Below are 22759 nucleotides of genomic sequence, written 5' to 3' on the forward strand. Positions count from 1 at the left end.
GCATGGCCACCCGGCACGACACCGCCGCGCCCCCCGCGAAGGAGGGGGGCGCGGCCCCGGCCCGCCCGCCCGCCGCTCCCACGGAGGCGGAGCGGCGGCGCCGCGCCCGTCTCTCGCGCCGCTGGCAGCGGGACATCAAGTGGAGCCCGTACGGGTTCATCTCGCCGTTCTTCGTGCTCTTCCTCGCCTTCGGGCTCTTCCCGCTGGTCTACACGGGCTGGGCCTCGCTGCACACGGTGGAGCTGACCGCCCCCACCGACATGCAGTGGGCGGGGCTGCACAACTACACCCGGATCTTCGACGACGACTTCTTCTGGAACGCGGCGAAGAACACCCTGACCATCGGGATCATCTCCACCGTCCCGCAGTTGCTGATGGCGATGGGGCTCGCCCATCTCCTCAACTACAAGCTGCGCGCCTCGACCTTCTACCGGGTCATCATGCTGGCGCCGTACGCGACGTCGATCGCGGCCGCCTCGCTGGTCTTCGTGCTGCTGTTCGGCCGCGACTACGGGATGATCAACTGGGCGCTGCACTTCGTCGGCGTCGGTCACATCGACTGGCAGAACGACAAGTGGCCGTCCCAGATCGCGGTGTCGTCGATCGTGATCTGGCGGTGGACCGGCTACAACGCGCTGATCTACCTGGCGGCGATGCAGGCGATCCCGCAGGACCTGTACGAGTCGGCGGCCCTGGACGGCGCCTCGCGCTGGCGGCAGTTCCTCCATGTGACGCTGCCGCAGCTGCGCCCGACGATCCTGTTCACCTGTGTCGTCTCGACCATCGGCGCCAGCCAGCTGTTCGGCGAGCCGCTGATCTTCGACGCCAACAAGGGGGCCTCGGGCGGCGCGGAGCACCAGTTCCAGACGCTCGGCCTGTACCTGTACGAGCAGGGCTGGGTGAACCAGCACCTGGGCCGGGCCTCCGCCATCGCCTGGACGATGTTCCTGATCCTCATCGTGATCGGGATCGTCAACTACGTCATCTCGCGCCGGCTGCGCGCCAGTAGTTAGGAGACCGGCCGTGACGACGACCCTGACCAAACCCCCGGCCGTGGAGCCCAAGCGGGTACGGCGCCCGAAGTCGGCGCGCGCGGGCGGCACCATGCACGCGGGCCCGATCGCCTACACGATCCTCGTCCTGTTCTCCATCGGCTCGCTGTTCCCGCTGGTGTGGACGGCGATCGCCGCGTCCCGGAACAACAACCGGCTGGCCGAGACCCCGCCGCCGTTCTGGTTCGGCGGGAACCTCTTCCACAACCTGGACGTGGCGTGGAACGAGGCCAACCTCGGGCAGGCCTTCCTCAACACCACGATCGTGGCGGGCATCTCGGCGATCACCATCGTCGTGCTCTCCACGATCGCCGGGTTCGCCTTCGCCAAGCTGCGCTTCCGCGGCCGCAACATCCTGATGCTGACGGTGATCGGCACCATGATGGTGCCGCCGCAGCTGAGCATCATCCCGCTGTACATGATGGTCGCCAAGCTGAACTGGGCCGACCAGCTGCAGGCGGTCATCTTCCCGTCCCTGGTGAGCGCGTTCGGCGTGTTCTTCATGCGGCAGTACCTGATCCAGGCGCTGCCGGACGAGCTGATCGAGGCGGCCAGAGTGGACGGCGCGAGCAGCTGGCGGGTGGTGTGGCACATCGTGTTCCCCGCGGCGCGCCCGGCGATGGCGGTGCTCGGCATGCTGATGTTCGTGCAGGCCTGGAACGACTTCCTGTGGCCGTTCCTGGTCCTGACCCAGACCGGCAACCCGACCGTGCAGGTCGCCCTGGCGGGCCTGGGCCGCGGCTACACCCCCGACCAGTCCCTGATCATGGCCGGCGCACTGCTCGGCACCCTCCCGCTGCTGCTGGTCTTCGCGATCTTCGGCAAGCAGATCGTGGGCGGCATCATGCAGGGCGCCGTGAAGGGCTGACCGCCCTCGGCCCCGAAGACGGAGGGGGCCGGGTCACCGCCGTCCCGGCCCCCTCTCCTCCCCTTCCCCCCTTACTCACCCGTCGGTCTCCACGACCTCCTATGGGAGCGCTTCCATGCCTGAACCCATGACCTCCGTGGCCTTTCCTCCCGCCTTCCTCTGGGGCGCCGCGACCTCCGCGTACCAGATCGAGGGGGCGGTGCGGGAGGACGGCCGCACCCCCTCGATCTGGGACACCTTCAGCCATACGCCGGGCAGGACGGCCGGCAGCGAGACCGGTGACATCGCTGTCGACCACTACCACCGCTACCGCGACGACGTGGCGCTGATGGCGGACCTCGGCCTGAACGCCTACCGGTTCTCGGTCTCCTGGTCGCGGGTCCAGCCGACCGGCCGCGGTCCGGCCGTCCAGGTGGGCCTGGACTTCTACCGCCGGCTGGTCGACGAACTGCTGGCGAAGGGCATCAGGCCCGCGATCACCCTCTACCACTGGGACCTGCCGCAGGAACTGGAGGACGCGGGCGGCTGGCCGGAGCGGGACACGGCGTACCGGTTCGCCGAGTACGCGAAGATCGTCGGCGAGGCGCTCGGCGACCGGGTGGAGCAGTGGATCACCCTCAACGAGCCCTGGTGCAGCGCCTTCCTGGGCTACGGCTCCGGCGTGCACGCCCCCGGCCGTACCGACCCGGCGGCCACCCTGCGCGCCGCGCACCACCTCAACCTCGCGCACGGCCTGGCCACGTCGGCGCTGCGCTCGGTGATGCCGGCCCGCAACCAGGTGGCGATCAGCCTCAACTCCTCGGTGGTACGGCCGCTTTCGCAGGACCCGGCGGACCTGGTGGCGGTCCGCACCATCGACGACCTGGCCAACGGTGTCTTCCACGGCCCGATCCTGCACGGCGTCTACCCGCGGACCCTGTTCGCGGCGACGGCGTCGGTGACGGACTGGTCGCACGTCCGCGACGGCGACCTCGCCGCCATCCACCAGCCGCTGGACGCCCTCGGCCTGAACTACTACACGCCCACCCTGGTGTCGGCGGCCACCGGCACGGTGACCGGCCCGCGCTCGGACGGCCACGGCGCCAGCGCCCACTCCCCCTGGCCGGGCGCCGACGACGTCACCTTCCACCAGACGCCGGGCGAGCGCACCGAGATGGGCTGGACGATCGACCCGACGGGCCTGCACGAGCTGATCATGCGCTACACCCGCGAGGCGCCGGGCCTGCCCCTCTACATCACCGAGAACGGCGCGGCCTACGACGACAAGCCCGACCCGGACGGCAGGGTCCACGACCCGGAGCGCATCGCCTACCTGCACGGCCACCTCTCGGCGGTGCGGCGCGCGATCACCGACGGCGCGGACGTGCGCGGCTACTACCTGTGGTCCCTGATGGACAACTTCGAGTGGGCGTACGGGTACGAGAAGCGGTTCGGGGCGGTGTACGTGGACTACGCGACGCTGGCCCGTACGCCGAAGTCGAGCGCGCGGTGGTACGGGGAGGCGGCCCGTACGGGGACGTTGCCGGCGGCGGGGGCGGGGGCGGTCGACTGACGCCGTCGTTCGGCTGCGGCGCCGTCGTGGCTGGTCGCGCAGTTCCCCGCGCCCCTTCGGGGCGCTTCAGCGCGGGGCGCTGCCGAGCCGCGCCCGGCTCACAGGGACCGCTCAGCCGTCGATCAGCGGTCTCCCAACTCGCGGGCGTCTGATGGGTGGTACGAGGTGTTCGGGTGATCCTCGTGGACAGCGGAGGACGTCATGGGATTCATCGTGCTGGTGCTGCTGGTGCTGGCCGTCGGCTCGGTGGTGGCTCTCGTCGGCCGGAACCGGCAGTCGGCCGGGGTCGGTGCCGGGCAGTCGGTCCAGCAGGACCTCGCCGCCGACGCGGGGGCGGAGGCCACCCGCTGGGTGGACCGGCTCGGCGGCGGCATCGCGACGCTGGCCGCGGGCGACGACCGGGCGGCCCGCCAGGCCCTGGCGGACGCGACCGAACGCCACCGCGCGGCCCAGGCCCAGCTGGCGACGGCGTACACCCCGGCGCAGTACGCCCTGGTCACCCAGACCGCCGTCGAGGGCCTGCACTACGTGCGGGCGGCCCGCACCGCCCTCGGCCTCGACCCCGGCCCGGCCCTGCCGCCGACGGGCACGGCCGCCGCCGGCCGGCAGGTGACGGTGAACGGGCAGACGTACACGTCCTCGGACCGCCCGGGTGCGGGGGCCCCCTACTACTACCCCGGCGGCCTGGTCGGCGGCCGCACCGTCCCCGGCGGCTGGTACAGCACCCCCTGGTGGAAGACCGCCCTGGTCGCGGGCGCCGCGGGAGTCGGCGGCATGCTCCTGGCGGACGCCCTCTTCGACGGCTTCCACCACCACGGCCCGCCGATGGGCGGGCCGGGCGGGTTCGGGGGCTTCGGCGGCCCCGGCGGACCGGGCGGCTTCTGAGCGGGGCTCCCGAGGCCCGTCAGCCGATCGACGCGAAGGCCTTCGAGAAGGCGTACTTGTCCTGGGTGACGGAGCTGCAGGTGGCGTCGGCGGTGGACTTGGCGCCGCCGGCGCACTGCTGGTCGCGGGTGGCGGACCACATGGAGAGCCAGCCGATCCCCTTGGACTTGGCGAAGTCGACGAGCTGGGTGGCGTCGTCCACCTTGAAGACCTCGGAGGAGACGTCGTTGACGCCGATCATCGGGGTGACCGCGACCGCCTTCCAGGCGGCGGAGTCGGAGAGGCCGAGGACGCTCTTGATCTGGGCCTGGGTGGCGGTGGCGGCCTGGGTGGCGTAGGTGCCCATGTCGCCGTTGTAGGCGGGACCGTAGTCCATCGCCATGATGTTGACGGCGCTGATCTTCACGCCGTTGGCCTTGGCATTGGAGAGCAGGTTCACGCCGTCCTGGGTGAGGCCTTCCGGCATCACCGGGAGGGTGAAGGAGACGTCCAGGTTCGGGTGGGCGGCCTGGAGCTTGGCGATGGCCTTGGCGCGGTTGGTGTTCGCCGTGGTGTTGGGCAGCGCGCCGCCCTCCACGTCGAAGTCGACCTTGGTCAGGTTGTACGCGTCGACGACCTTGCCGTACGCCGCCGCCAGCGCGTCCGCCGAGGAGCAGGTGGTGGCGAGTTCGGAGCCGGACGCGCCGCCGAAGGAGACCCGGACGTCACCGCCCTTGGCGCGCAGCGCGCCGATCTGGGACGCCACGCCGTCGCTCGCCAGGTCCGTCACGCCGCCCCACTTGGGCGTGCAGCCGCCGCCGTCGGTGACGAAGGCGAGGTTGTAGTTCTTCACGCCGGTGGCGTTCGCGGCCGCCAGGAGGTCGAACGCCGGGTAGAGGGAAGTGTCGACGTAGGGGGCGAAGCCGGCGGAGGCGGTGGTGCCGGAGCCGGTGCCCGTGGTCTGGGTCGGGGTGGGCGTCCCGGTGGGGGTGGCGGGCGTGGACGCCGTGGCCGTGGGGGTCGCGGTCCGGGTCGGGGTCGCCGTCGGGGTAGGGGTGGCGGACTGCGTCGGGCGGCCGCTGGGCTCCGGGGTCGCGGTGCCGTCCGCCGAACAGCTCGCGTTGTCGATGCGGCAGCCGGTCGGGTCCCCGCTGCCGTTGACCACGAAGCCGACGGTGTCCGACTCGTCGGCCGCGAGGCCGTCCGTGTCCCACTTCGGCGGCTTCACGGTGACGTGCTGCCCGCTGACGGTGTACTCGGCGTTCCACAGCGAGCTGAGCTTCGCACCGGCCGGCAGGTCGAACTCCAGCGTCCAGTCCTGCTCCCTGGCACCGCTGTTGTTCGTGACGACGTACTGCGCGGTGTACCCGGTCGACCAGTCGCTGGTCTTCGTGTACGCGGCGCCGACCCCGGCCGCCTGCGCGATCCCGGTGAAAAGGATCGCCCCGCCACCGACGACGGCCGCGGCGACCGCACCGCCTATGACCTTGTTCCTGCCACTGATTCTGCGCCGGTGCGTGCTCATGCCGTGCCTGCCTTCGTCTGCCCGAGGGGGTGGGGTGCGGCAGCACGCTAGCGGCCGGGAATCGGACAAACGGCCTGATAGGGGCGGCTGTTGAGGATCTTAGGGTGCGCTTAAGGAAGGCATCGGGACCGATTAAAGGTCGAGACCAATTCGCCCGGTGGTTCCCCCTGTTCCCCGCCTGCCGTTGTCCACCGGCTGCCTGCGCGAACGGCGTCGGCGCACCGCTCCCCGGTGCCCCGTGCGCTCCGGCTTCCGGCCGTCCAGCTGGATCCAGATCCGCACCTCGGTCCCGCCGAGCACCGACGCCCCGATCCGCACGTCACCGCCGGTCGACTCGGCGAGCCGGCGCACGATGTCCAGGCCGAGCCCGGTCGACCCGGCCGCCCCCGAACCCCGCCCCCGGGCCATCGCCGCCTCCGGGTCACGGATGCCGTGTCCCGCGTCCGAGACCAGCACGATCACCGCGTCCTCCGCGTTGTGCACGTCGACCGCGAAGGCGGTGCCCTCGGCGGTGTGCCGGAAGACGTTGCCGAGCAGCGCGTCGAGCGCGGCGGCCAGGTCGGCGCGGGCCACGGGTATGCGCACCGGCCGGTCCACGCCGGCCACCCGCCACTTGCGGCCCTCGTCCTCCGCGAGCGCCGACCAGAACCCCATCCGCTCCCGCACCACCTCGGCCGCGTCGCACCCGGCCCCCGGCCCGATCGCCGCCGTCTGCGGCTTGGCTTCCCGCGCGGTGCGGATGATGGTGTCGACCTCGCGCTCCAGCTGCGCGACGGCGGCCCGGGTCTGCTCGGCGGCGGTCCCGTCCCCGAGCGAGGCCGCGTTCAGCCGGAGCACGGTGAGCGGGGTGCGCAGCCGGTGCGACAGGTCGGCGGCCAGCTCCCGCTCGTTCGCCAGCAGTTGGACGACCTGGTCGGCCATCGAGTTGAACGCGACCGCGGCCAGCCGCAGTTCGTTCGGCCCCTCCTCGGGCACCCGCGCCCCCAGCTTGCCCTCCCCCAGCTCGTGCGCGCCCTCGACCAGCCGCTGGGCGGGCTGCACCATCCGTACGCCCAGCCGGTCGGCGACCGCGACCGAGCCGACGATCAGCGCCAGGCCGACGGCGGCGAGCACCGCCCAGGCCGTGCCGACCCCGTTGGTCACCTCGGACTCGGGCACGTACACCTCGACGACCGCGATGGCACCGGAGCTCAGCGCGACGGGCTGCAGCAGGGTCGACCCGCCGGACACCCCGGTCGTGGAGGCCCGCCCCAGCTTCCGTACGGCCGTGATGTCCCGGTCGGCGGCGCGCTGCCGCCCGATGTCGACCGCGGCCTGGCCACCGGCCGCCGGTATGTGCACGGCCATGCCCCGGTCGGCGCCCGCGGAGGCCACCACCCGCTCCAGCTTGTCCCGGTCGGTGGTGATGGACAGGGCCGGGGCGACCGCGGCGGCCTCCCGCTCGGCGTTGGAGAACGCCCGGTCGCGGGCCAGTTCCTTGACGACCAGGCCGAGCGGGACGGCGAAGGCGACCACGACCATCGCGGTGACCGCCAGACAGACCTTGACCAGAGCCCATCTCATCCGACCGGCCTCGCTTCCCCGCCCGGCGGCTCCAGCTTCACGCCGACGCCCCGCAGCGTGTGCAGATACCGCGGCCGGGCCGCCGTCTCGCCCAACTTCCGCCGCAGCCACGACAGATGCACGTCGATGGTCTGGTCGTCCCCGTACGACTGCTGCCACACCTCCGCCAGCAGTTCCTTGCGCGGCACCACCACCCCGGGCCGTCCGGCGAGGAAGGCCAGCAGGTCGAACTCGCGCCGGGTGAGGTCGAGCCGCACCCCGTCCAACTCGGCCTGCCTGCGCAGCGGATCGACGGCCAGCCCGCCGACCCGCAGCACGCTCGACGGCGCCGGCTCACCGCCGCCCGACCGCGCCCGGCGCAGCACGGCGGCCATCCGCGCCGACAGGTGCTCGACGGAGAACGGCTTGGTCAGATAGTCGTCCGCCCCCGCGTTGAGCAGCCGGACGATCTCCGTCTCGTCGTCCCGGGCGGTGGCGATGATGACGGGCACGTCGGTGATGCCGCGCAGCATCTTCAGCGCCTCGGAGCCGTCCAGGTCCGGCAGTCCGAGGTCCAGCACGACGACGTCGAAACGGAAATGGGCGACCTCGCGCAGCGCCTCCAGTGCCGTGCCCACACTGCGCACGGTGTGCGCGGCGTCGGTGAGATGCCGGATGAGCGCCGAGCGGACGAACTGGTCGTCCTCGACCACGAGCACACTTGCCATGCGCCGCACCGTACGCCATGCGGCAGGCACCGGTCGGGGCCTGTGGATAACTCGGGTCGAGTGCGCACGGCGGTACCCCTGAGGCAGTATGGCCCGCGATGCGCAGAGGACTCGTACACGTAATGGCCTGGCTGCTCGCCACGGGCGCGGCGGTCACGCTGTCGTGGTGGGGCGTCCACACGGTGATGGCGGCCACGGCCTACGCGCCGCCGCGCGCCCTCTCGATCACGTCGGCGGACGACGAGCCGACGGTCCAGGGCGCCAAGTCCCTCGCGTCGCCCACGTCCCGCGCACCGAGCCCGTCGCACACGGCCGCGGCGCGCCCGTCGGCGACTCCCGCACCGACGCCGTCCCGGACTCCGGCCACCACCCCGACCCCGACCGCCTCTTCGTCCCCTTCCGCCTCGGGCCAGGTCAAGGCCTACGACACCGATGGCGGCCGGGCGGTCTTCGACCTCGGCGACACCAGCGCGACCCTGGTGTCGGCGACGCCGGGTACGGGCTGGTCGATGCAGGTGTGGAAGACGGAGACGTGGATCCGCATCGAGTTCAGCAGGAGCACCGACCGCGTGTCGGTGTTCTGCACGTGGCACGACGGCCCGCCGCAGGTGCAGGTCGAGACATACTGAACGACCTGGCAACGCCCGCCCGTTCCCCGGACGGAACGCTCCTCAGGCGCCGCCCCCGGCTTACTCGGGGTTGCCCGTCAGGCGCGCCTGCGCGGTCACCTCGTACGACCTCAGCCTTTTCTCCTACCCCCGCATGACGGCAGCGACCACGAGCTCGTTCGCTCCCGTGCGCGTGGCCAGTTCCTCCAGCCCCGCCTTGAGCGTGGTCAGCGGACCGAGACGATCGCGTACGGCTGCTCAGCGGGCGGGGTCCAGTGCTATGTCATGGCTGATCTCTCGGCCGGCCCCCTCCACGAGCAGGAACTCGGCATGCGGGGCGTGCTGCACGGCGGAGGCGATCAGGGTGTATCCGCCCGGCGGCAGTCCGGCGATCCGGTAAAGGCCGTTCTCCGCCCTGGCCTGCGTCCAGCGCCTGCCCCGGTCGGTCACCACAGTGATCCACGCCTCGCAGCCGTCGGGGTGCAGCGGGCAGCGCAGCGCGCCGCTGACGGTCGCCGTGACGGCGTTTCGGGAGAGGCTCGGCGTGGCGGTGACCGCCGGGACGGCCGGCACGCCGGTCGTCCCGGCGGGACGGGACAGGACGGCGGCCCGTCCGGGTCGAGGGCGGCCGTGCCCGGGTGCGGCCACCGCGACGTCCGGGATCGCCAGCCCGCGCATCAGGGCCAGCTCGGTGAGCACGCCCTCGATGTCCTCGAGCTCGGCGCGCAGGCTGCCGGTGACCGGCGTCTGTCGTTCGGAACGCACCGGTTCCGGTGCGTCGGCCGGGGAAGGGGCGGGCGGGCCGTCCTCCTGTCCGACCACCCGGCCGTCCAGGTCGTCCGCCACAGCCCGGGCAGCCGATGCCGCCCGGTGGGTGATTCCGGTCAGTTCCGTCAGGTCGTTTCCGCGGTGCGCCAGCACCGAACTGTCGTGCACGATGGTGCGACCGAGTTCGTGGGACAGATCCACCAGCCGCAGCGTCTCCGGGCATCGGTGGCCGGCGCCGCCGAGGAGTGTCCTGACCAGCGGGCGGATCGTCGCGGTCGCGGCGTGGAAACCGGCGTCGAGGACACGGGTGTCGGTCCGCGCGCTGTGCCCGGCGGTCGGCCCGCCCGGCGCGAGAAGTCCGTCGAGTACCTGCGCCAGCGCACGCAGATAGCCGGCCAGACCGACCTGGGCCGCGTGAGTCGTGCGCAGCGGCAGAACGGCCAGCCCGACGACGATCGCGCACGCCGCCCCCACAGCGGTCTCCTCGACACGCGTGGCCAGCAGCGAGGAAGTCAGTTCGCCGGCCTGTGAGTAGAACTGCGCGACCCCCAGGGTGGCCGCGCCGACGACGAGGGCGTAGTTGATCCTGCCGAAGTACGACATCAGGAACGCCGCCACGACGACCACGGCCATCGATGCCACCGGCTGCGTCCCGGTCAGCCGGGCAAGGCCGTCACCGGCCACCACGCCGGCCACCGTGCCGAGGACACGGAACACGGACTTGCGCAGCTGTTCGCGGTCACTGGCGGAACCGAGGAACGTGACGTACACCGAGACGACAGCCCACAGCAGATGCGACGGACTGAGCATGTCGCCGAAGAAGACCGCCAGACCGAGCGCGACGGCCAGCTGCAGCGAGACTCGGGTACTCACGGTCAGTGAGAGCCGGTCCACCCGTGCAGTGCCCTTTCGGGACGATGCCGTCGCGTTCACGATCCCCGAACCCGGCAGCCAACCGGCGATCAGGTGCACGACGGGACGAGGTTCCTGTTGCGCATGAGGATCCGCGTCGGTGCTGCTGATGGCGGACACCAGCGCGCAGGCCGCCTCCTGGTACCGCTCGGCGATCTCTCCGGCACCCCCGGGCACGCCGGCTGCGTCGATGCCGTGGTCTTCGCGGCTCCCGGAGCTCGGCACGGGGTCGGCCGGCCGGTAGCGCCGGAAACGGTACGCGGCCCTTTCGAGAGCGGCGAGATCGAGCTCACCCGCGGCGGCGACGACCGCTCGGGCGTCCGCCCGTGCCGCACCGCTCAGCTGGCGGTGAGCATGCCGTTGCGCGAGCCGCGCCAGGGTGACCACGGCGCGCTCGTGTTCGAACAGTGAGCGGCGCCGGTCGCGGGCAGCCGTGTCGTTGTCGTCGGCCGACGTGGTGGCCAACCGGGTGTCGAGCACCAGCGCGGTCTCGTTGAGACGCACGACCAGTCGCCGCAGCCGTCGCGCGAGCCGGTGGTCGGCGGGGGTGTGCACGGGAGCGTCCATCAACGCGCCGGTCACAGCGAGAACCCGGCGGGCTCGGGCGCGGTAGGAACGCTGCATGCGCGCCGTCGCGTGCGCGTAGCCCGGCAGCAACGCCAGACCGACGACGAAGGTCGCCGCGCCGGCTACACCGATGACGGCGCCGGGCCACGCGAGCTGGTCGACACCGATCTCGCCACCGGCGAGGAAACCGATCAGATAGCCGACGTGGATCGGGAACCCGGTCGCGAACGCACGGACCCCGTAGCGTCGGAACCAGGCGCCGACGGACGGAACGGCGACCAGCAGGACCAGGCCCAGGAGCCGATGGGGGTGTACGGCTATCGCCAGGGACAGGCCCGCCCACATGCCGAGGCAGGCGATCAGCGTCGTCAGCGCACGCGCACGCCCGGTCCGCTCACCCACGACGAACGACGCCGTCAGCGCAACCGACGCGCCGAGTATCAGCACGAGCAGCGAGGCGACGTGGTTGATGACCCCAGCCCCTGGGGCCGATGCGGCCACTTCGAACATGTGGAAGCGGGCATCGAGCAGTGCGGAGGCCCCGATCGCCGCCAGCACAGCGATCGCCCCGTTCGCCGCCGTACGAACGCGCTCACCGCCCGGGTCGGACCCGAGATAACGATCGACGGCGTCGATCACCGCCATGGCCGACCTGCCGAAGTCAGCGGATGCACGTGGTTCTCCTCATGATGGTCGATCGTGGTCCGGAGCGGCTCGCCGTCGATCACATGTCGGCTGCTCATGTCGCCGAGCAGCCCAACAGCCTGCCGAAACCCCGACCACCGCACACTACATACGTGAGGTCTTCAAGCAAAGCGCTTGAAGGTCTCATGCATCTGGAGGGATGGACATCACAGTCGGCGGATCACGGAATGAGCAGCAGCTTGCCGACGGTCTCCTGGGATTCGAGGTCACGGTGCGCCTGGGCGGCATCCTCCAAGGGATACGTCCGGTCGATCAGGACATCGAGCGTGCCGTCGCCGATCCACTGCATGACCTGGGATGCCCGCCGCCGCCACTGGTGGGTCGACTCGTGGGGGGCGTCGCCCCGGACGTGGACCAGGTGGACCCCGTCGGGCTGCTCCCACAGATCCAGCGGCGGAATGGCTCCTCCCGCGCGCCCGTAGTGGACGAAGACACCCTTGTGGCGCAGCGACGAGACACTGACGTCGAACAGACTCCGGCCCGTGCCGTCGAACGCGAAGTCCACACCCTCACCGTCGGTGAGCTCCCGGACGGCGGCGCCCAGGTCCGCGGTCTCGTCACGGACCAGCACCTTCCAGGCGCCGGCGTCCACGGCCGAGCGCGCCTTGCGGGGGCGGGAGACCGTGGCGATCACACGTGCGCCGCGGGCGGTGATCAACTGCGTCAGCATGCGGCCGACGCCGCTGGCGGCGGAATGCACCAGTGCCACGGCGCCTTCGGGAACGGGAACGGCGTCATGGGACAGGTGCTGCGCCGTCAGCCCCTGCATCAGCCCGCCCGCGGCGGCCTCGAAGGTCACGTCGTCGGGAATCGGGACGAGCCGCTCGTGGGGAACGGCCACCATGTCGGCGTAACTGCCCAGCACGAACTGCCAGGCGACCCGGTCGCCGATCCTGGCCGCGGAGTCCGCGCCGACGGCGACGACCACCCCGGAGCCGTCGGCCCCCAGCGACACCGGCGGTACGACACCTGCCATCAGGCCGCGACGCATGTAGCTGTCCATGAGATTGACGCCGGCGGCCTTGACCTCGACGAGCACCTCGCTCGGGGAGGGCTCGGGGACGGGCCGCTCCTCGACGCGAAGAACGTCGGGTGATCCGAAACCGGGAACGGAAATGACGCGCACGGCAGGTGCTCCTCGTCCAGATGGCGGCGCGACGCGCCGCGGGGCTCTATGAGGCTGCAGGTTACATACATGAAGACCTCATGCAAAATGGCGTGAGCATGCATGATGCCTTCATGCAATCCTGCTGGAGTGGAATCGTCCCTCCGGGCCTTCCGGCACCCGGTTACCATGGTTCTTCGACCAGCAAGGGGACGTGAGGACAGCCAACCCATGGGAACCAGGCAGGCTCAGGACACCAGCGCCCAGCTGGCGGCCGTCCAGCAACTGATGCGGCTGCTCGTCGCGACCTACGCGCACGAGATGGACTCGCACGCCGGCGATCTCGGCCTCACCCGGACCCAGGCCATCCTTCTCGGAACCGCCACCCAGCCCGGTTCCATCCGTGAACTGGCCCAGCGCATGGGCTGCGACCCGTCCAACCTCACGGGCGTGGTGCAGCGACTGCGCGAACGCGACCTCGTCGCCGTCGAACCCGACCCCGACGACCTTCGCGCCAAGCGCATCTCCCTCACCCCCGCGGGCGCCGACACCGTCAACCAGCTCAACGAGGGCACCGCCCGGCTTCTCACCGCGATCGGCACGGCCACTCCCACCCAGCTGAACACCTTCGAAAAGCTGCTCCGGCGCGTGCTCGACCAATAGCCGGGCGAGTGGGGCCCGGTGATCATCTGGTCACCGCTGCCGCGCGCGGCCGAAGGGCCTTCAGGCACGCCATCGGCCGATCCGCCGGAAACGGCGGCAGGAGCCCGCGCACACCGGGCGGTCCCGGCCTGTCGACGCCTCGGAGGTCATCCTCGTCCCTGCGCAGTGTCGACCATGCGGCTGACGCCGCGGGTAGCTCCCAGGCCACGCCGGCCGCCGGCCTCAGCGGAAGACCGAAGGCGGCGGAGAAGGCGACGCCACCGCCACCGCGTCCGTCACGGCGACCGCCCCGCCGGTGAAGTCCCGCAGCGCCCGCCCGTGTTCGACCCGCCCAGGGTGCGGGTCGGATGCGCAGCGCCGGGTCAGCTCTGCCACCGGCAGCTGTACGTCGGCCGCCACCAGCACCGCGTTGCCGAACCGCTTCCCCCGCCAGACCGTCGGGTCGGCCACCACCGCGACCTCCGCGAACCGCGCCCCCGCGGTGGCGATCTGCCCCTTCAGATGGGTCAGCGGCGGCCCGTCCGCGAGGTTGGCGGCGTACGTTCCCCCCGGCCGCAGCACCCTGCGCACGGCGTCCAGGAACTCCGTCGACGTCAAGTGCGCGGGAGTGCGCGCCCCGCTGAACACGTCCGCTATGACGAGGTCCGCCCACGCCTCCGGGACCTTGCCCAGCCCCTCCCGGGCGTCCGCGGACCGCACCCGTATCCGCGCGTTCGCGTCCAGCGGCAGCTCGCGCCGTACCAGGTCGACGAGGGCCGCGTCCCGCTCCACGACCTGCTGGGTGGACCGGGGCCGGGTCGCGGCGACGTACCGCGCCAGCGTGAGCGCGCCGCCGCCGAGGTGCACGACCTGCACGGGCCTGCCCGGCGGCGCGACCAGGTCGATGACGTGGCCGAGCCGGCGCTGGTACTCGAAGGAGAGGTACGCCGGGTCGTCGAGGTCGACGTGCGACTGCGGGGCGCCGTCGATGAGCAGCGTCCAGGCCCGGCCCCGGTCGGGGTCGGGAATGAGCTGGGCGAGGCCGCCGTCGACGGCCTCGACCACGGCCTCGGCGGCGGCCGGCCGGCGACGTGAGTTCCTGGACTTGCCCATTCCGCCATTTTCCCAGGCGGCGGCCGTCCGGGAAATTCAGCGGCAGCTGTCCGCCGCCTCGATCATCCGGGCCGCCTCTCCGAGCGCCCGTCGCAGCACCGCCGGATCGGTCGCCAGCTCGGCCTCGCCGGGCGGCAGCAGCCAGTCGGAGCCCTCGACCGGCGGCTCCGGGCTGAGCCGCAGCCCACGCCCCTCGGTCTCGGTACAGGTGCTGCCGGGTACGTCCCAGCCCGCCGCCGTACCGGCCGGCACCACGAAGCCGAGGGTGTCGCCCCCGTCGTCGTGGAGCACGGGCCCCACCGCCTCCCCGGCCCCCCGGCGCAGGATGTCGACCGCCTCCAGGCCCTGCCGGGCCGGCACCGTCACGAGGTCGCATCCCGCATCGTCACAAGGATCGTTGCCCTGGCTGGTCTCCATCCCGGCCTCCACCGCGCAGCCCTCTTGCAGTCCATGAGGTCCAACGCGCCACCGCGTCAACGGCTACGGCGGAAGTCAGCCGCAAAGGATGGCAGTTCATGGCAGATCGTGCATGAGATATCCGGTTTGTAGCCAAACCCAGCGTCACGGGTCCGACACAGCAGGTACGTTCTTGCCCGCCGGAATCAAGGGTCCACTCGGACAACTCATCACGAGTCCGGCATGGTTCGACGGTTCGCACGAGAGGACCCGGCCATGGCGTCGTCAACCACGACCTCGTCGCAGCCCGATCGGCCGGTACGGCCGAACCTCGCCTTCCGGCAGGTACGCGGCCGGCACTCGCCGGCCGAGTTCGCCGCGCTCGTTCGGCGTGCCGCCCGCGAGATCGGCGAGCGGGTGAGCTGTGACGCGCGCTACATCGGCCGGGTCGAGGCGGGTGAGATCCGCTGCCCGAACTACGCCTACGAACGGGTGTTCCTGCACATGTTTCCCGGTCGCACACTCGCCGACCTCGGTTTCGCGCCCCGCTCGTCCGTCCGCGGACGCGCGGCGCGGCCGCCGGGGGACGTGCCCCTGGTTCTCGCCCGGGGTGAGACGCAGGGGGCCGCCGAGCCGTATGACCCGCAGGACCAGTACCACCCGCACGACCGGCATGACCCGCACGAGACGCGGAACCCGCAGGACCCGTACGAGACGCACGACAACTACGAGGAGAGCGACGTGCTGCGTCGCCTATTCATGACCGGCGGAGGCGCCACCGTGGCCGCCGCCACCCTGGGCCCGCTGGGGTCCACGATCGACGCCGTGGCGGCGGACCGGCCGGTGCGCCGCGCCGGGTCCTCGCACGCGGCCGCCCTGGAGGAGGCCGTACGCCGGATCCGGCTGCTGGACGACCGGCACGGCGCGGACGGGCTGTACCGGCGCGCGGCGGCTCCGCTGCGCGCGGCGTACGCGCTCCTCGACGCGGGCGCGACCCGGCAGACGACCGCCGAGCGGTTGCACTCGGGCGCCGGTGAACTGGCCATCTCGGTCGGCTGGCTGGCCCACGACTCCGGCCGCTTCGACGACGCCCGCTCGCACTACGCGGAGGCGCTCGCGACGGCACGGATGACCGGGGACGCCGGGCTGGAGGCGCACGCCTTCTGCAACACCGCGTTCCTGGCACGGGACGCCGGACGGCCCCGGGAGGCGGTGCGGGCGGCCCAGGCCGCGCAGCGGGTCGGCCGGCCCCTCGGCTCGGCCCGCCTGATGTCCCTGCTCGCGCTGCGCGAGGCGGGCGGCTGGGCGGGGCTCGCCGACCGCACCGGCACCGAACAGGCGCTGGCCCGCGCCCAGGCCCTTTTCGAGCGGGGCCGCTCGGACGCCGACCCCGAGTGGATGAGCTTCTACGGAGAGGCCGAGCTGGAGGGCCTGGAGGCGCAGTGCTGGTCCATGCTGGGCGACTGGCGACGCGCCGCACGCCACGCGCACCGGGCCGCCGATCTGCAGGACCCGCACTTCACGAGGAACATCGCGCTGTACACGGCGGAACTCGCCGACGACCTCGCGCGCGGGGGACGTCCCGACGAGGCGGCGACGGCGGGCATGCGGGTGCTGGACCTGCTGGACCAGGTCCAGTCGTCCCGGATCCAGGGGATGCTGGCGGGCACGGCCCGCGTGCTGCTGCCGCACCGCCGGGCAAGCGGGGTCCAGGAGTTTTTGGACCGGCACGCATCCACGCCGAGGGGCGTGTAAGGGCCGACAGGGGTGGCACCTGTAGTCGTACGGCTGCGGGTGCGTGGGGGCTGGTCGCGCAGTTCCTCCCCCAGCCTTCGGCCGGGGGTACCCCCAGCGCCCCTTACGGGGCGCTGCCCAGCCGCGTCCGCATACCCAGCTGCGGGCAGTCGCCCTAAGGGCCTGGGAGGTCCCCCCGCCGTCACCCCGCCAGGTGCCCCAGATCGTTCCAGCTCTCGATCGCGGGCTCCCCGTAGGCCCACCCCAGCACGGACAGCGACGTCGGGTTCAGCCGGATCCGGGCCGCGAAGTCCAGGGGCAGCCCCAGCCACCGCGCCCCGATCGACCGCAGGATGTGCCCGTGGGCGAAGATCAGCACGTCGCGGTCGGCCGAGCGCGCCCAGGCCACGGCCTCGTCGGCGCGTGCGGTGACCTCCGCGAGGGACTCGCCCCCGGGGACGCCGTCGCGCCAGATCAGCCAGCCCGGCCGGGACGCCTGGATCTCCGCGGGGGTCAGGCCCTCGTACGCCCCGTAGTCCCACTCCATCAGCGTGTCCCACGACTCGGCGCGCTCGCCGAAGCCGGCGAGTTCACAGGTCTCACGCGCGCGTGCCAGCGGGCTGGTGCGGATCTCGGCGGCGGCGAGGCCGTCGAAGGGCGGCCGGTGCAGGCGCTCGCCGAGCAGCTTGGCCCCTCGCCGGCCCTCCTCCAGGAGCGGTACGTCGGTCCTGCCGGTGTGCTTGCCGGACAGCGACCACTCCGTCTGTCCGTGCCGGGCCAGCAGGATGCGCGGTGCCATGGGAGGAGAACCTTTCCGGAGAAATTCGGGAGCGGGACACCTCCATCATCGCCCAGGCTGGGAACACGCCGGGATCGGGCCGGGGAGCGGGCAACCCGGCGTGCGCTCTCCGCGTCTTTGAGTGCTGAGCGCCCCGCATGGGCGGGAATACGCGCAACGTAAAGTGTCACGGTCGGCCCGCCGGGAGCCGCGCGGACAGGGACGAGAAGGGGGAGGCAGTCGGATGCCGCAGACCGAGAAACCGGGCACCGAGGTGACTGCGCGAACCCGGCTGCGCTGGTGGACCGAGCTGCCGCTGATCCTGCTGGTGTACGGCTGCTACACCGCCGGCCGCCTGCTCGCACGCGGGGACACCTCCACCGCCGTCGACCACGGGCTGGCGGTCCTGCGCATCGAGAAGGCCCTGCACCTGAACGCCGAGCACCCGCTCAACCGCCTGTTCACGCGTGAGGCGTGGCTCGGCATACCGGCGGACTTCTGGTACGCCTCGCTGCACTACCTGGTCACCCCGGTGATCCTGGTCTTCCTGTTCCGCAAGCGCGCCGAGGTCTACCGGCGGGCCCGCACCTGGCTGATGACGTCCACGTTCATCGGCCTGATCGGCTTCACCCTGCTGCCCACCTGCCCGCCCCGGCTGCTGGACGTGAAGTACGGGTTCGTCGACACGATGGCCCAGTACAGCTCGTACGGCTGGTGGGGCGGCGACGCCAGTGCGCCGCGCGGCCTCGGCGGCATGACCAACCAGTACGCGGCGATGCCGAGCCTGCACTGCGGCTGGGCGCTGTGGTGCGGGGTGATGCTGTGGCGCCACGGCGGCAACCGCGTCACCAAGGCGCTCGGCGTGGCCTACCCGCTGCTGACCGCGATCGTCGTGATGGGCACCGCCAACCACTACTTCCTGGACGCGGTCGCGGGCGTGTTCGTGATGGGCGTGGGCTACCTGCTGGCGCCGCAGGTGATGCGGGTCGCGGATCTCGTCAGGGTGCGGATCACCTCGGGCGTCTCCCTCGTCGCAGCACGCTCGGACGGCGCAGGTTCCCCGATTGTCAGTGCTGGATGCCAGACTTCGGCGGGTGAGCGAATTCCATCGCAGCGCGAGTCCAGGCTCGCCGCCGCAGCCGAACCGGACGCTTCCCCCACAGACGCGGGGGACGGCGCTCCGGCACCGGCTCGCTGAGCTGCGCGGCCCCGCCGTCCCGGCCAAGGCCCTCGACGCGCGTGCCCTCGCGGCGCTCGCCGCGAACCCGGGGTGCAGGCGGCGGGCGATCCTGGACGGCGCCGGGGTGGACAAGACCGCGCTGGCGGGTGCCCTCGGCTCGCCGTCGGCCTTCGGCCAGTCGCAGTTCGCGCTGACCCGGGGCAACGCCTTCGAGGCGAAGGTGAAGGCGGACGGCGGCGCCGAGCTGCTGCGGCTGGTGCGCACCCACCTCGACCCGGGCGCCGAGCCGGCCGAGCAGGCCGCCGTCCCCGACCTGTCCGCGATCGGGCCCGAGGGGCGTACGGCCCGTACGGCGCTGGCGCTGCGCGAGGCCGTCGAGGCGGGCGGCTGGGCGCTGTTCGACCACCCGATGCTGGCCCTGGAGGTGGCCGGCTCGCCCGCGTTCCTGGAGCCGGACGCGGTGGTCGTGCACCCGGACGGCAGCTGGACGGTCGTGGAGATCAAGTCCTTCCCGATGCTGGACGGCTCCGCCGACCCGGCGAAGGTGGGCGCCGCCGCCCGGCAGGCCGCGGTGTACGTGCTGGCCCTGGAGCAGGTCGCGGCCCGGCTCACCCCGGCCCCGCGGGTCCGCCACGACGTGCTGCTCGTCTGCCCCAAGGACTTCGCGAACCTGCCGACCGCCGCCGCGGTGGACGTCCGCAAGCAGCGCGCGGTCACCGCCCGCCAGCTGGCCCGGCTGACCCGCGTCCAGGACATCGCCGACGCCCTGCCCGAGGGCACCTGTTTCGCCCCGGACCTGCCGAAGGAGCAGCTCACGGCCGCCGTGGACGCCGTTCCCGCGACGTACGCGCCCGAGTGCCTGTCCGCCTGCGAGCTGGCCTTCCACTGCCGGCAGCGGTCCCGCGCGGCCGACGAGGTGACCGCGCTGGGCCGGGCCGCGCGGGCCGAGCTGGGCGGCCTGAGCACGGTCGAGGAGGTGCTGTCGGCGGCGCGCGGCGAGAGCGGCGACCCGGCCGATCCGGCGGTGGCGGCCCTGCGCCGGGCGGTGGCACTGCGAGCCGAGGCGCTGAGCACCGGTGCCGGTGCCGGTCTCGGCGCCCAGGGGGCCAGGTGTCCCTGATCACCACCCTCGCCCGCCTGGAAGCCGTCAGCTCGGGCACCGCGCAGCCCGCCGCGACCGTCCGCCACCGGCACCTCGCCGAGCACCCGCTGGTCCTGGTGCCGCTCACCACCGCCGGTGAGGCCGGTGCCCCGCTCGGTGCCCTGGTCGGCACCGACCGGGACGCCCCGCGGCTGCTGGTCGTACCCCAGCCGCGCGACCGCGACCTGCGGTTCGCCTTCCTCGCCGAGCTCGCCGACGTCGTCCTGCCCCACCTGGACTCCTACGCCGCCGACGTCGAGGCGGCCGAGCGCACCGAGACCGACCCGGAGACCGGCAAGCGGGTCAAGGTCGAAGTCGAACTGTGCGCGGACGCACCCCAGTTGATCGTCCCAGGGCGCGCGGGCATCGAGTACGTACGGCTGCTGGGCCGCTCGATGCGGTTCCGGCGCACGGCGGAGCAGGAGCCGGAGGCGCCCTATCCGGCGCCGCCCCGGGTGCCGCTGCTCGGCCGCTGGCTCACCCACTTCGGCGAGCGGGCCCGGGTCCCCGGCTCCTCCCTGCTGCTCGCCATGACGGACCTGCTGTCCCGGCACTGGGCGACCGGCCAGTCCGGCGTCGAGGACCAGCACCTGGGCGCGCTGCTCGCCTGGATCGCCCCGCCGGAGGGCAGCACCGGCGCGGCGGCCGCGCGGATGGCCGAGCTGGCACGGGACGGCGACGGGCAGCTGCTGTGCCCGCCGGCCGGTCCCGCCACCGACCCGGCCTTCGACAACAGGCTGCTGGCCCCTGCCTTCGAGCGCTACGACCGGGCCCGTACCGCCCTCGCCGAGGCCGAGGACGGTCTCCAGGCCGACGACCGGCTGTTGATCCTCACCGCGGCCGAGCGGGAGATCCGCGCCCTGGTGGAGAGCCGCACCCGGCCCACCTGGGACGCGGTCTGGCAGGGCCTGGACCTGCTGCGCGGGCTGCCGGAGGGGGCCCGGGTCGAGGAGCGGTGGACGCGCGACCGCTGGTCGTTCACCGGTCACCGGGACCGGGTGCTGGCCGGCGAACCCCCACAGCCGCGCCGCGACGACGCGGTCACCGCCGCCAACAAGCTGGCCACGCGCGAGCGCGAACAGGCCCGCCTCGACGCCCAGGAGGCGCTCGACGATCCGCTGGTGATGGCGGGGCGGCGGCTGTCCGGGGAGGCGTTCGCCGGGGAGGTCCTCGACGTCGTCATGGCGTACAGCGAGGGCAAGCGGCCCAGCCCGCGCCCGCTGCTGACCGTGCGCACGGAGGACCGGCCGCAGCTGGGCGAGCGCGCCAAGGCCTACCGCTCGCTGGGCGGCAAGCCGCAGTCGACGGAGTTCGTGGGGTACGAGGCGGAGGGGGTCCTGGTGCTGCGCGTGCTGGACAAGATGGGCCGCGGCAAGGAACCGGAACCCGGTTCGGTCCCCGAGAAGGGCGACCGGCTCGTCTTCACCCTGTTCGAACACGAGCAGCGCGGCGGCGCCAAGCTGCCCGATCCGGAGGACACCCCGTGGACACACGGCGGCCCGCCGGGCGAGGCAGCACCGGAGGCGGCCGACACCGCGACGCCGGAGGACATGCTGTGACGACCACGGACTTCGATCCCGGCACGGCCGCCGCCCAGGCCACCGCCGCGATCCTGCGCGACACCCTGCACGGCACCGAGCGGGGTGTGGTCGTGGACTCCCCGCCGGGCGCCGGCAAGTCCACGCTGGTGGTGCGGGCGGCGCTCGAACTCGCCGACGCCGGGCGCCCGCTGATGGTGGTCGCGCAGACGAACGCGCAGGTCGACGACCTGGTTCTGCGGCTCGCCGAGAAGAACCCGGAGCTGCCCGTCGGCCGCCTGCACAGCAGCGACGCGGACCCGTACGACAAGGCGCTGGACGACCTGCCGAACGTCCGCAAGTCGGCGAAGGCGGCCGACCTGAAGGAGGCGCAGGTCGTGCTGTCCACCGCCGCGAAGTGGGCACACGTGAAGGTGGACGAGCCCTGGCGGCACGCGATCGTCGACGAGGCGTACCAGATGCGCTCGGACTCCCTGCTCGCCGTGGCCGGCCTGTTCGAGCGGGCGCTGTTCGTGGGCGACCCCGGCCAGCTGGACCCGTTCGCGATCGTGGGCAGCGAGCAGTGGGCGGGCCTGTCGTACGACCCGTCGGCGTCCGCCGTCTCCACCCTCCTCGCCCACAATCCGGGCCTGCCCCAGCACCGCCTCCCGGTCTCCTGGCGCCTCCCGGCGTCGGCCGCGCCCCTCGTCTCCGGCGCGTTCTACCCGTACACCCCCTTCCGCAGCGGCACCGGCCACGGCGACCGCCACCTCGCCTTCACCGCCCCCTCCGACGGCTCCGGGCCCGACCGGGTGATCGACGAGGCGGCGGAGTCCGGCTGGGGCCTGCTGGAGCTGCCCGCCCGGCACACCCCGCGCACCGACCCGGAGGCGGTCCGCGCGGTGGCGACGGTGGTACGGCGGCTGCTCGACCGCGGTGGCGAGGCCCGCTCGGAACGCTCCCCGGCCCCCTCCCCCCTCACGGCCGACCGGATCGCCGTCGGCACCGCCCACCGGGACCAGGCGGCGGCCGTCCGCGCGGCCCTGGCGGAGCTGGGCGCGGCCGACGTCACGGTCGACACGGCGAACCGTCTCCAGGGCCGGGAGTACGACGTGACGGTCGTCCTCCATCCGCTCTCCGGCCGCCCCGACGCGACCGCCTTCCACCTGGAGACGGGCCGCCTCTGCGTCCTCGCCTCCCGCCACCGCCACGCCTGCATCGTGGTCTGCCGCGCCGGCGTGACCGACCTCCTGGACGACTACCCGTCGACGGAACCGGTCCAGCTGGGAACCCTCGTCAAGTTCCCGGACGGCTGGGAGGCCAACCACGCGGTACTGGCACACCTGGCCGAACACCGGGTCACCTGGCGCCCCTGACCCACACCCCCTCACCCACCCGGCAGGCGATCAGCACAGCTCCGGCCGATCCACCGGACAGAGTCCGACACGCCGCCGGAGGCGGC

General features: G+C 72.8%; 19 protein-coding genes. 11 read left to right on the top strand and 8 right to left on the bottom strand.

All coding sequences use genetic code 11. The features are described 5' to 3' along the window. The first annotated feature begins 2 nt into the window (after positions 1-2). The 4 genes from ACIQVL_RS07925 (at position 3) to ACIQVL_RS07940 (ending at position 4357) form a co-directional block, all read left to right on the top strand. Positions 3-1013: a carbohydrate ABC transporter permease gene (locus ACIQVL_RS07925; RefSeq protein ID WP_403434920.1), complete on the top strand. Its 1011-nt coding sequence runs from the start codon at positions 3-5 to the stop codon at positions 1011-1013. Positions 1014-1023: 10 nt separating this feature from the next. After that, positions 1024-1920, top strand: coding sequence for a carbohydrate ABC transporter permease (locus tag ACIQVL_RS07930; RefSeq protein WP_403434359.1), 897 nt, complete (start codon positions 1024-1026; stop codon positions 1918-1920). A gap of 115 nt (positions 1921-2035) precedes the next feature. Next, positions 2036-3472 carry a GH1 family beta-glucosidase gene (locus tag ACIQVL_RS07935; protein WP_403474727.1) on the top strand — a complete coding sequence of 479 codons (1437 nt, stop codon included), beginning with the start codon at positions 2036-2038 and terminating at the stop codon, positions 3470-3472. Positions 3473-3673: 201 nt separating this feature from the next. Continuing rightward, positions 3674-4357 carry a hypothetical protein gene (locus ACIQVL_RS07940; RefSeq protein WP_403474728.1) on the top strand — a complete coding sequence of 228 codons (684 nt, stop codon included), beginning with the start codon at positions 3674-3676 and terminating at the stop codon, positions 4355-4357. Between the two features lie 19 nt (positions 4358-4376). Here ACIQVL_RS07940 and ACIQVL_RS07945 read toward each other — a convergent pair whose 3' ends face one another. The 3 genes from ACIQVL_RS07945 to ACIQVL_RS07955 all read right to left on the bottom strand — a co-directional run bounded on the left by ACIQVL_RS07945 (position 4377) and on the right by ACIQVL_RS07955 (position 8131). Continuing rightward, complete coding sequence (locus ACIQVL_RS07945) at positions 4377-5861, bottom strand: cellulose binding domain-containing protein (RefSeq protein WP_403474729.1); 1485 nt, start codon at positions 5859-5861, stop codon at positions 4377-4379. Between the two features lie 132 nt (positions 5862-5993). Further along, positions 5994-7424: a sensor histidine kinase gene (locus ACIQVL_RS07950; RefSeq protein ID WP_403474730.1), complete on the bottom strand. Its 1431-nt coding sequence runs from the start codon at positions 7422-7424 to the stop codon at positions 5994-5996. Next, complete coding sequence (locus tag ACIQVL_RS07955) at positions 7421-8131, bottom strand: response regulator transcription factor (protein WP_362654302.1); 711 nt, start codon at positions 8129-8131, stop codon at positions 7421-7423. Before ACIQVL_RS07955 ends, ACIQVL_RS07950 begins: the two co-directional genes overlap by 4 nt. Before the next feature lie 98 nt (positions 8132-8229). On the opposite strand from ACIQVL_RS07955, the gene ACIQVL_RS07960 reads away from it, so the two are divergent. Next, positions 8230-8760 (top strand): hypothetical protein, encoded by a 531-nt coding sequence (locus ACIQVL_RS07960; RefSeq protein WP_403474731.1) that lies wholly within the window; start codon positions 8230-8232, stop codon positions 8758-8760. A gap of 237 nt (positions 8761-8997) precedes the next feature. Here the strand turns inward: ACIQVL_RS07960 and ACIQVL_RS07965 are convergent, their stop codons facing one another. After that, positions 8998-11631 carry an FUSC family protein gene (locus ACIQVL_RS07965; RefSeq protein WP_403474732.1) on the bottom strand — a complete coding sequence of 878 codons (2634 nt, stop codon included), beginning with the start codon at positions 11629-11631 and terminating at the stop codon, positions 8998-9000. A gap of 220 nt (positions 11632-11851) precedes the next feature. Beyond that, positions 11852-12817: a quinone oxidoreductase family protein gene (locus tag ACIQVL_RS07970; RefSeq protein WP_403474733.1), complete on the bottom strand. Its 966-nt coding sequence runs from the start codon at positions 12815-12817 to the stop codon at positions 11852-11854. A gap of 210 nt (positions 12818-13027) precedes the next feature. On the opposite strand from ACIQVL_RS07970, the gene ACIQVL_RS07975 reads away from it, so the two are divergent. Continuing rightward, positions 13028-13459 (top strand): MarR family winged helix-turn-helix transcriptional regulator, encoded by a 432-nt coding sequence (locus ACIQVL_RS07975; protein ID WP_403434382.1) that lies wholly within the window; start codon positions 13028-13030, stop codon positions 13457-13459. A gap of 222 nt (positions 13460-13681) precedes the next feature. Here the strand turns inward: ACIQVL_RS07975 and ACIQVL_RS07980 are convergent, their stop codons facing one another. Both ACIQVL_RS07980 and ACIQVL_RS07985 read right to left on the bottom strand, forming a co-directional pair. Further along, positions 13682-14551, bottom strand: coding sequence for a spermidine synthase (locus ACIQVL_RS07980; protein ID WP_403434384.1), 870 nt, complete (start codon positions 14549-14551; stop codon positions 13682-13684). A gap of 36 nt (positions 14552-14587) precedes the next feature. Then, on the bottom strand, positions 14588-14968 hold the full coding sequence (locus ACIQVL_RS07985) for a hypothetical protein (protein ID WP_403434386.1): 381 nt from the start codon (positions 14966-14968) through the stop codon (positions 14588-14590). 255 nt (positions 14969-15223) lie between these two features. Here ACIQVL_RS07985 and ACIQVL_RS07990 point away from each other — a divergent pair, with 255 nt between their 5' ends. Further along, positions 15224-16702: a hypothetical protein gene (locus ACIQVL_RS07990; RefSeq protein ID WP_403474734.1), complete on the top strand. Its 1479-nt coding sequence runs from the start codon at positions 15224-15226 to the stop codon at positions 16700-16702. Between the two features lie 181 nt (positions 16703-16883). Here ACIQVL_RS07990 and ACIQVL_RS07995 read toward each other — a convergent pair whose 3' ends face one another. Next, positions 16884-17480 carry a histidine phosphatase family protein gene (locus tag ACIQVL_RS07995; protein WP_403474735.1) on the bottom strand — a complete coding sequence of 199 codons (597 nt, stop codon included), beginning with the start codon at positions 17478-17480 and terminating at the stop codon, positions 16884-16886. 223 nt (positions 17481-17703) lie between these two features. On the opposite strand from ACIQVL_RS07995, the gene ACIQVL_RS08000 reads away from it, so the two are divergent. The 4 genes from ACIQVL_RS08000 to ACIQVL_RS08015 are packed head-to-tail and all read left to right on the top strand — an operon-like array spanning position 17704 to position 22673. Then, positions 17704-18657, top strand: a complete 954-nt coding sequence (locus ACIQVL_RS08000; protein WP_403474736.1) for a phosphatase PAP2 family protein — start codon at positions 17704-17706, stop codon at positions 18655-18657. 1 nt (position 18658) lies between these two features. Then, positions 18659-19759 (top strand): hypothetical protein, encoded by a 1101-nt coding sequence (locus tag ACIQVL_RS08005; RefSeq protein WP_403474805.1) that lies wholly within the window; start codon positions 18659-18661, stop codon positions 19757-19759. Next, positions 19750-21339, top strand: a complete 1590-nt coding sequence (locus tag ACIQVL_RS08010) for a hypothetical protein (protein WP_403474737.1) — start codon at positions 19750-19752, stop codon at positions 21337-21339. Before ACIQVL_RS08005 ends, ACIQVL_RS08010 begins: the two co-directional genes overlap by 10 nt. Then, entirely contained in the window at positions 21336-22673 is a 1338-nt protein-coding gene (locus ACIQVL_RS08015) for an AAA domain-containing protein (RefSeq protein WP_403474738.1), read from the top strand. The genes ACIQVL_RS08010 and ACIQVL_RS08015 overlap by 4 nt, the downstream gene beginning before the upstream one ends. Positions 22674-22759: the final 86 nt, after the last annotated feature.

The organism is Streptomyces sp. NPDC090499 (assembly GCF_044769305.1).
Taxonomy (GTDB): Bacteria; Actinomycetota; Actinomycetes; order Streptomycetales; family Streptomycetaceae; genus Streptomyces.